Annotated in this window: 13 protein-coding genes; 2 read left to right on the forward strand and 11 right to left on the reverse strand. The window is 61.9% G+C overall.

Annotated features, from left to right (window positions below; all coding sequences use genetic code 11):
* The coding region (locus ACEW8G_RS16265) for a hypothetical protein (protein ID WP_373489437.1) at positions 1 to 290 on the reverse strand (290 nt) is incomplete at its 3' end.
* Positions 291 to 481: 191 nt separating this feature from the next.
* On the opposite strand from ACEW8G_RS16265, the gene ACEW8G_RS16270 reads away from it, so the two are divergent.
* Positions 482 to 703 carry a hypothetical protein gene (locus tag ACEW8G_RS16270; protein WP_373489438.1) on the forward strand — a complete coding sequence of 74 codons (222 nt, stop codon included), beginning with the start codon at positions 482 to 484 and terminating at the stop codon, positions 701 to 703.
* 10 nt (positions 704 to 713) lie between these two features.
* Entirely contained in the window at positions 714 to 1,619 is a 906-nt protein-coding gene (gene rarD / locus ACEW8G_RS16275) for an EamA family transporter RarD (RefSeq protein ID WP_373489439.1), read from the forward strand.
* A 28-nt stretch (positions 1,620 to 1,647) separates the two neighbouring features.
* On the opposite strand, the gene grxD is transcribed toward rarD, so the two are convergent.
* From grxD to leuC, 10 genes are all read right to left on the reverse strand, one after another.
* Positions 1,648 to 1,980 (reverse strand): Grx4 family monothiol glutaredoxin, encoded by a 333-nt coding sequence (gene grxD / locus ACEW8G_RS16280; RefSeq protein WP_373489440.1) that lies wholly within the window; start codon positions 1,978 to 1,980, stop codon positions 1,648 to 1,650.
* A gap of 22 nt (positions 1,981 to 2,002) precedes the next feature.
* The gene (locus tag ACEW8G_RS16285) at positions 2,003 to 2,242 is read right to left on the reverse strand and encodes a BolA/IbaG family iron-sulfur metabolism protein (RefSeq protein ID WP_373489441.1); all 240 of its coding nucleotides are present in this window, start codon (positions 2,240 to 2,242) and stop codon (positions 2,003 to 2,005) included.
* Between the two features lie 3 nt (positions 2,243 to 2,245).
* On the reverse strand, positions 2,246 to 2,572 hold the full coding sequence (locus tag ACEW8G_RS16290) for a DUF1476 domain-containing protein (protein ID WP_373489442.1): 327 nt from the start codon (positions 2,570 to 2,572) through the stop codon (positions 2,246 to 2,248).
* 89 nt (positions 2,573 to 2,661) lie between these two features.
* On the reverse strand, positions 2,662 to 3,657 hold the full coding sequence (locus ACEW8G_RS16295; RefSeq protein ID WP_373489443.1) for an NADPH:quinone oxidoreductase family protein: 996 nt from the start codon (positions 3,655 to 3,657) through the stop codon (positions 2,662 to 2,664).
* A 107-nt stretch (positions 3,658 to 3,764) separates the two neighbouring features.
* Positions 3,765 to 4,358 carry a 3-isopropylmalate dehydratase small subunit gene (leuD, locus tag ACEW8G_RS16300; RefSeq protein ID WP_373489444.1) on the reverse strand — a complete coding sequence of 198 codons (594 nt, stop codon included), beginning with the start codon at positions 4,356 to 4,358 and terminating at the stop codon, positions 3,765 to 3,767.
* Positions 4,345 to 4,533: a hypothetical protein gene (locus ACEW8G_RS16305; RefSeq protein ID WP_373489445.1), complete on the reverse strand. Its 189-nt coding sequence runs from the start codon at positions 4,531 to 4,533 to the stop codon at positions 4,345 to 4,347. Before ACEW8G_RS16305 ends, leuD begins: the two co-directional genes overlap by 14 nt.
* A 6-nt stretch (positions 4,534 to 4,539) precedes the next feature.
* Positions 4,540 to 5,385: an N-acyl homoserine lactonase family protein gene (locus ACEW8G_RS16310; RefSeq protein ID WP_373489446.1), complete on the reverse strand. Its 846-nt coding sequence runs from the start codon at positions 5,383 to 5,385 to the stop codon at positions 4,540 to 4,542.
* A complete protein-coding gene (locus ACEW8G_RS16315; RefSeq protein ID WP_373489447.1) occupies positions 5,385 to 5,801 on the reverse strand; it encodes a type II toxin-antitoxin system VapC family toxin in 417 nt (138 codons plus the stop codon). Before ACEW8G_RS16315 ends, ACEW8G_RS16310 begins: the two co-directional genes overlap by 1 nt.
* A 1-nt stretch (position 5,802) precedes the next feature.
* Positions 5,803 to 6,072 (reverse strand): type II toxin-antitoxin system Phd/YefM family antitoxin, encoded by a 270-nt coding sequence (locus ACEW8G_RS16320; protein ID WP_373489448.1) that lies wholly within the window; start codon positions 6,070 to 6,072, stop codon positions 5,803 to 5,805.
* Between the two features lie 45 nt (positions 6,073 to 6,117).
* Complete coding sequence (leuC, locus tag ACEW8G_RS16325; protein ID WP_373489449.1) at positions 6,118 to 7,542, reverse strand: 3-isopropylmalate dehydratase large subunit; 1,425 nt, start codon at positions 7,540 to 7,542, stop codon at positions 6,118 to 6,120.
* Positions 7,543 to 7,807: the final 265 nt, after the last annotated feature.

A 7,807-nucleotide genomic window follows, 5' to 3' on the forward strand; every position in this document is an offset into this window, starting at 1 on the left:
GCACCCAGCGTCTTGTCACCGCGACGGGCAATCTGGTCACCGATCAACGCGCCAACACCAGCGCCGACCAGCAAACCGGTCGTGCCGTTGCTGCGCGTGCAGCGATAGCGACCGTCGTCGCCGCGCCAGTAACGGCCCTGATAACCGCGCCCGTCGCGACGATCACCGCGACGCCGGTCGAACGCGACAGTGTCTACAGAATGGAAATGGGTAGTCACCGGCAGGGCAACCGGGTTGGCAGGGGCCGGGTTCAACAGAGCGGCCGCACTGGCAAGGGCAAGATTCAACATGAGTCTATCTCCAGGTTGTGCTCCGGGAGGAATGTCCCGGCTCGATCCAACAACATTCATGTCTAAGTGCGGTTTCATGAACAGAATACAACATCGGCGAAAATTCGAAATTTGTTGATGAGCCGTGCCTTTGGCGCGATGAAATGTTGATTGGACTTGCAACGAAGCACCGTCTTATCCATATAAGACACATGCTGAACATCGTCTCGATCCTCATTGGACTTGTCGCCCTGCTCCTCGCCATTCCGGCGTTCATCCCCTTTCTTGGCATTGCCAACTGGCTGATCCTGCCGATTGCACTGGTCGGCGTGGTCATCGGCATGCTGTCAAGCAGCAACACCGGGCGCAACCTGTGCCTTGTGGTGCTGGTGATCTGCATTATCCGGCTATCGTTGGGCGGCGGCATCATCTAATCCGCCGCCGATGAGCGGCGATGAAGCACGACTGAAAGGCTTGCCCGAAGCGGTTGGGGCCTATGTCCTCTGGGGCTTCATGCCACTGTTCTTCAAACAGCTCGCGGGCATTTCGCCGGTCGAGATCGTCGCGCATCGTGTGATTTGGGCGGTGCTGCTGATCATCGTCATACTGGCAGTGCGCCGACGCTTGGGCGAATATCGCGCCGCGCTGATCGACACGCGCACCCGCAATTACATGCTGATCAGCACCAGCCTGATCGCAGCCAACTGGCTGATCTATATTTGGGCGATCGTCAACGACCAGATTCTGGCGGGCAGTCTGGGCTATTACATCAACCCGCTGCTCAACGTGGCGCTGGGGGTGTTGTTCTTCAGCGAGCGCATGAACCGCACCCAGATCGTCGCCATCATCCTTGCCGCCTGCGGGGTGCTGGTGCTGGCGAGCGAATCTATGTCATCGATCTGGATCAGCCTGTCGCTGGCGGGTACATTCGGCCTCTACGGCATGGTGCGCAAGATGGCGCCGGTGGGCTCGCTGCCCGGCCTCGCTTGCGAGACCACGTTGCTGCTGCCATTGGCGTTGGGCTATGTCTGGTGGGCGGGCGTATATGACCCCGCGCCGGGCTGGGGCTTTTCCACCTATACCGACGTGTTCCTGGTGATGGGCGGCGCGGCGACCACGCTGCCGTTGCTGCTGTTCGCCAGCGCGGCGCGCAAGATGCCGCTGTCGACGCTCGGGTTTATCCAGTTCATCGGCCCGACGATCCAGTTTGCGCTCGGCGTGTTCGTCTATAACGAACCCTTTACGCGCGCGCATGCCATCTGCTTCGCGCTGATCTGGATCGCGGTGGCGATCTTCAGTGTGGACAGCGTGCGCCGCTCAAGGGCCGCACGGGTGGTGCCTGCAGTTTAAACCTCCCCCGTAAGGGGAGGTTCTATCGTCAGCCTGCCGAAACCAGACCCTTTTCCTGCATCAACGTCGTCAGCTCGCCCGCCTCGAACATCTCCATCATGATGTCTGAGCCGCCGATAAACTCACCCTTTACGTAAAGCTGGGGAATGGTCGGCCAGTCGGAAAATTCCTTGATGCCCTGGCGGACTTCCATGTCCTGCAGCACGTCGACGCTTTCATAATCGACGCCGAGGTGGTCAAGAATGGCAATCGCCTTGCTGGAAAAGCCGCACTGCGGAAACAGCGGCGTGCCTTTCATGAACAGCAACACGTTGTTGGACGATACCAGGTTGGCGATACGCGCTTGTGCGGTCTCGGTCATGATGTGAACTCCCTTATGCAGATCAATCTAACGTGGGCACCGCTGTCGTCAGTTGCAAGGCGTGCAGTTCACCGCCCATGCGTCCACCGAGCGCGGCATAGACCGCGCGCTGGCGGGCGACCCGGGTCATCGGCCGAAAGCTTTCTGCCACGACATGCGCGGCGTAATGATCGCCATCTCCGGCAAGATCGGTGATCGTCACCGTTGCATCGGGAATCCCCGACTTGATCAGCGCCTCGATATCGGCAGCGGCCATCGGCATGGCTCAGTTTGCCTCTTCGATATACTGGCGGCGCGCTTCGGCCATCTGCGCGTCGAGGGCGCTGCGCACGCCAAGCTCGTCGATGTCGATGCCCGCCGAGACCAGATCACCCAGCAGCTTGCGGATCACATCCTCATCGCCCGCCTCTTCAAAATCGGCCTGGACGACCGATTTGGCATAAGCATCGGTCTCTTCCGGCGTCAGCTTCATCAGCCCCGCTGCCCAGGTGCCGACCAGCCGGTTGCGGCGCGCAGTGATGCGGAACTGCAGCTCCTCGTCTCTCGCAAACTTGTTTTCAAACGCGCGTTCGCGGTCACTGAAACTGGTCATAAAGGCCTCGTGTGTTGCTCATGCAGATTACCCTTCGCATACGCACGCCAAACGTCAGCGGCAAGCCGCAAACGGCGTAAGAGCGGGCGTTAAATCGTCACGACCAGCTTGCCGATGGCCTGCCGGTTGGCGAGCTTGGCAATCGCCTCGGGTGCGCGGTCAAAGCTGTAGGTTTCCGATACGCGAGGGGAGATCTTGCCCGCTGCCCACAGATCGAACAATTCCGCGATGTTGGCGGCGTTGCGCTGGGGTTCGCGCGCGGCGAAAGCGCCCCAGAACACGCCACACACATCGCAGCTTTTGAGCAGCGTGAGGTTAAGCGGCAACCTGGCAATTCCGGCGGGGAAGCCGACGACCAGAAACCGCCCTTCCCATGCGATGGACCGCACTGCAGGCTCGCTGTAATCGCCGCCAACCGCATCATAGATGACATGCGCGCCGTCTGGCCCGACAGCCTGCTTGAACGCATTGGCCAAAGCCTTCGACTGGTCCTTGTCGAACGGTTGGTGCGGATAAACGACGACATCGTCCGCGCCCGATTCGCGCGCGGCCGCAGCTTTTTCCTCGCTTGAGACCGCAGCGATCACCCGGGCGCCATAGGCCTTGCCCAGCTCGACCGCCGCCAGCCCGACACCGCCCGCAGCGCCCAGCACCAGCAACGTGTCACCGGCCTTGATATGCCCGCGATCCTTGAGCGCGTGGATCGACGTGCCATAGGTCATCAGCAGCGATGCGCCCTGTTCAAAGCTGAACTGGTCGGGCAGCCGGTATGCGCCTGCTGCCTGCACCACTTTCTTTTCGACGAGCCCGCCATAGCCGGTGCCCGCAATCACCCGGTCGCCGACAGACCAGCCGGCGACCCCCTCACCCACCGCCTCGATCACGCCCGCAATTTCGCTGCCCGGCGCGAACGGGCGCGCGGGCTTCAGCTGGTACATGTCCTTGATGATCAGCGCGTCGGGGAAATTGATCGAACAGGCCTTGACCGCAACCAACAGCTCACCGGGTCCAGCGACAGGCGCATCGACCTCGGTCATCTCAAGCGTTTCAGGGCCACCGACAGCGGTCGACAAAAGGGCTTTCATATGCGGGTCTCTCCAAGTTTTACTGCTGTTTTCCGGCGGAATCCGGAATCCAGGGCGAATACAGTGCACTCTGACTCATGGACTCCGGCCTCCGCCGGAGAACAGGATTATGCTACCGTTGGCACCAACCACGGCCGCTCAGCGCTCACCTTCGCCTCATAGGCTGAAATCGCATCCGCCCTGGCGAGCGTCAGGCCGATTTCGTCGAGCCCCTGCATCAGGCAAGCTTTGCGGAACGGATCGATAGCAAAGGTGAAGCGGCCCTGAAACGGCGTCGTCACCGTCTGGGTGTCCAGATCAATGTGGATGGGATCGTGCAGCGCCACCCCCATCAGCCGGTCAATCGCCCCCTGCGGCAGTTCGACCGTCAGAATGCCGTTCTTGAATGCATTGCTCGCGAAAATATCCGAGAAACTGGGCGCGATCACAGCCGTGATGCCGAGATCATTGAGCGCCCAGGCGGCGTGTTCACGGCTCGATCCGCAGCCAAAATTGTCGCCTGCGATCAGGATTGGCGCGCCTGCATACTCGGGATCATCAAAGACATTGCCCGGCTCTGCCCGCACTGTCTCGAACGCGCCTGCGCCAAGCCCTTCGCGGCTGATGGTTTTCAGCCAGCGCGCCGGTATGATGATGTCGGTATCGACATTCTTGGCACCGAACGGGATCGCGCGGCCGGAGACTCGCTCAATCGGTGTCAAGCGGTCCCTCCGTCGCCTCGGCGCCGGGTTCTTCGGCTGGTTTGGCCGGGGCCTCTTTGGGCTTGCCGCCAAACTGCTTGCCGACATACAGCAAAGCCGCCGCGAGCGCTGCAGAGCCAACCGCCGCCCCTGCCATCGCGCTGTTCGACCAGCCGTCTTTCTTGTCCTTGGTCACGTCTTTTTACTCCGCCGCTTGGGGAAATGCTGGCAGCTTGGCCACATCCGCCGGTTCGTGCTGAATGATCACTGTCGCCTCAAGATTGTCGGCCAGTTTTTTGAACCGGTCAAGCGATGCGAGCGTTTCGGCACGATTGACGTTGAAGGTCGGCACGCCGTTGCTGGCGTAATTTTCCGCAAAATGCGCCAGATCCCCGGTCAGCAGCACCGGTCCTGTGTCCTTCAGCCGGACCAGCAGCCCGCTGTGCCCCGGCGTATGCCCGGGCAGGCGCAGGATCACGACGCTGCCATCGCCGAACACATCCTTGTCGGTGGCCGAGGCCTCGACCTTGCCGCCACCCGAGATCCAGTGCGCGAAAGGTTTCGGATCAGCACGATAGGCCTCGGGGGTCTTGGTCAGCACCGTCCAGTCGCCCTGCCCGACCAGCAACTTCGCATCAAGAAAGTCGGTCAGCTGGCCGGTGTGGTCGAAATGATAATGGCTGACGCCGACATAGCCAATCTTCGCCGGATCGACGCCCAGGGTGGCAAGCTGTTCCTTGATCGTCGCGGTCACCGTCGCGTCCATCGCCAGCTTGGGATCGAGTGGCTTGCCCTTGATCGCGGCGGGCAGCCCGGTGTCCCACAGCAGATACGTCTCGCCATGCTGGATCAGGTAGCAACTGCTCGCCAGCCGCTTCGACTGGCCGGTATAGGCCTGGGTATCGGAAAAGGCGTTGAGATCGTTTGCCGCCACCGTGCCGCAATCGAGCCGCCACAGCTTGACCTGCGGCGTCTGCGATACCGCAGGTGAGCAGGCGGCAAGGGCCAGTGCGCCGGCAAAGAATGTTTTCGCAATGTCCACCATCATCACTCCTCAATGACCGGCACATTGGCCGATCGCGCCGCCGCCGCCAGTTTCTTGTCGAATGTCGCCAATGGCAAGCTGTTGCTCATCGCACAATGCAGATAGGCCGTATCGTAAATCGTCAGACCATGTTTGCGGGCCAGCGGCAGCAACAGCTCGAACTGTCCAAACGGCGCCAATTGATCGATTGCATAGTCGAGCAGGCCAAGGATGTGCAAAAATGCCGGGACATCGGCTGGATCACAACGCCCTGTACGCTCACCCTGCCTTATTCCGTTGGCAACTTCGGCAAACCAGTGCGGCGGCACCACGATTCGATGATCGTCGGTCATCGCGTGGATCGCCATCGACAGCGGTGACTCTTCGTCCTTGAAGAACCAGGCCAACGCCACCGACGCGTCCAATACGAATTGCGTCACCTCAGCGGCGACCTTCGTTGATCAGGTCCTTGATCGTCATGGTGGGTCCAAGCGTCGGCCCATGGAGCCTGCGCCGTTCGATGAAATCCTCACGCGCCTTGCGCCGTGCATCGATTTTCTGCTGCTCGCTTTCATCGGGGTGGCCAAGCCGTGCCACCGGCTTGCTATGGCGCGTGATGACGATGGTTTCGCCCGCGACGACCCTGTCGAGCAAGGCGGAAAACTGTGCCTTGGCTTCAGCCGCCGAATACACCGTTGTACGCACGTCCATCGATCAAACCTTTCTTGGTTTGACCAGAATACACCAACGTTTTGGTCAAATCAACGTCCGCACATCGCTCAGCCGCCCGGTCACCGCAGCTGCTGCCGCCATTGCGGGCGAGACCAGATGGGTGCGCGCGCCTGGCCCCTGCCGCCCGACGAAATTGCGGTTTGAGGTCGATGCGCAGCGTTCACCGCTCGGCACCTTGTCCGGGTTCATGCCAAGGCATGCCGAACAGCCCGGCTCGCGCCATTCGAACCCGGCGTCGATGAAAACCCGGTCCAGCCCCTCGGCCTCGGCCTGACGCTTGACCAGTCCCGAGCCCGGCACGACCAGCGCGGACTTGATTCCCGGTGCATTGCGCCGCCCCTTCAGCACCGCGGCGGCGGCGCGCAAATCCTCGATGCGGCTGTTGGTGCAGCTGCCAATGAAGATATGCTCGACCGCTACTTCGCTGAGCGGCGTGCCTGCGATCAGCCCCATATAATCGAGTGATTTCTGCGCCGCCGCGCGCTTTGAAGCATCGGCAAAGCTCGCCGGATCGGGCACATGGCCGGTGATCGCCACGACATCTTCGGGGCTGGTGCCCCAGGTCACCGATGGAGCGATGTCGGCGGCGTTGATGGCGACGGTCTTGTCGAACCGCGCGCCGTCGTCGGTCTTGAGCGTGCGCCAATAGCCCACTGCTACGTCCCAGTCCGCACCCGTGGGGGCCATTGGACGGCCGTACAAATACGCAAAGGTCTTGTCATCGGGCGCGATCAGCCCGGCACGCGCGCCCGCCTCGATCGACATGTTGGCGACCGTCAGCCGCCCCTCGACCGACATCTGCTCGAACACAGCCCCACGATATTCCACCACATGGCCGGTGCCACCCGCTGCGCCAATTTGACCGATGATGTGCAGAATCAGGTCCTTGGAGCTGACCCCCGGTGGCAGATCGCCCTCAACGCGAATCTCCATCGATTTCGAGCGTTTGAGCTGCAGCGTCTGCGTCGCCAGCACATGCTCGACCTCCGACGTGCCGATACCGAAGGCCAGCGCGCCGAGCGCCCCGTGCGCTGCGGTGTGACTGTCGCCGCAGACCATCGTGCAGCCGGGCAGCGTAAAGCCTTGCTCTGGCCCGATGACGTGGACAATCCCCTGCCGCACATCGGTCGCATCGATATAGGGAATGCCGAACGCGGGCGCATTTGCCTCCAGCGCCTCAAGCTGGGCGCGGCTCTGCGGGTCAGCGATGGGAATGCGCGCACCGTGCGCATCCACCCGGGCGGTGGTCGGCAGGTTGTGATCGGGCACCGCAAGCGTCAGATCAGGCCGGCGCACCGTTCGACCCGCCATGCGCAGCCCCTCGAACGCCTGCGGGCTGGTCACCTCGTGGACGATATGACGGTCGATGTACAGCAGGCACGTGCCGTCCGGCTGTTCGTCGACCAGATGGTCGGCCCAGATCTTGTCGTAGAATGTGCGCGGTTTCATCGCGGAGAACCTTCAGAAAGGAGGGTGGAATGGATCGGCGGCCAGGACCGCCATGCGGCAGTTAGGCTGCGGCGATCAAAGCCCTGGCCAGCACCGAGACGGTCAGCCGACCGAAAAACCGGCCAGGCAGGCGCGCGTGGTCGCCCAGAACGATCCTTTGGGCATGGACTGCTTGAGACATGGCCTAGATATAGCCCAGCCGGAGCGCTTGAGACAATAAACCCGGCCTGTGGGCGTACAGGCCGGCCGCTTATTCGGCTGCTCG

Source organism: Blastomonas sp. (assembly GCF_041747255.1).
In the GTDB taxonomy this organism is placed as follows: Bacteria; Pseudomonadota; Alphaproteobacteria; order Sphingomonadales; family Sphingomonadaceae; genus Blastomonas.

Bases quoted from the DNA above. Each gene is read 5' to 3' on its own strand.
- ACEW8G_RS16270 (WP_373489438.1), top strand. From the start codon at position 482: ATGCTGAACATCGTCTCGATCCTCATTGGACTTGTCGCCCTGCTCCTC.
- rarD (WP_373489439.1), top strand. From the start codon at position 714: ATGAGCGGCGATGAAGCACGACTGAAAGGCTTGCCCGAAGCGGTTGGG.
- grxD (WP_373489440.1), bottom strand. From the start codon at position 1,980: ATGACCGAGACCGCACAAGCGCGTATCGCCAACCTGGTATCGTCCAAC.
- ACEW8G_RS16285 (WP_373489441.1), bottom strand. From the start codon at position 2,242: ATGCCGATGGCCGCTGCCGATATCGAGGCGCTGATCAAGTCGGGGATT.
- ACEW8G_RS16290 (WP_373489442.1), bottom strand. From the start codon at position 2,572: ATGACCAGTTTCAGTGACCGCGAACGCGCGTTTGAAAACAAGTTTGCG.
- ACEW8G_RS16295 (WP_373489443.1), bottom strand. From the start codon at position 3,657: ATGAAAGCCCTTTTGTCGACCGCTGTCGGTGGCCCTGAAACGCTTGAG.
- ACEW8G_RS16310 (WP_373489446.1), bottom strand. From the start codon at position 5,385: ATGATGGTGGACATTGCGAAAACATTCTTTGCCGGCGCACTGGCCCTT.
- ACEW8G_RS16320 (WP_373489448.1), bottom strand. From the start codon at position 6,072: ATGGACGTGCGTACAACGGTGTATTCGGCGGCTGAAGCCAAGGCACAG.
- leuC (WP_373489449.1), bottom strand. From the start codon at position 7,542: ATGAAACCGCGCACATTCTACGACAAGATCTGGGCCGACCATCTGGTC.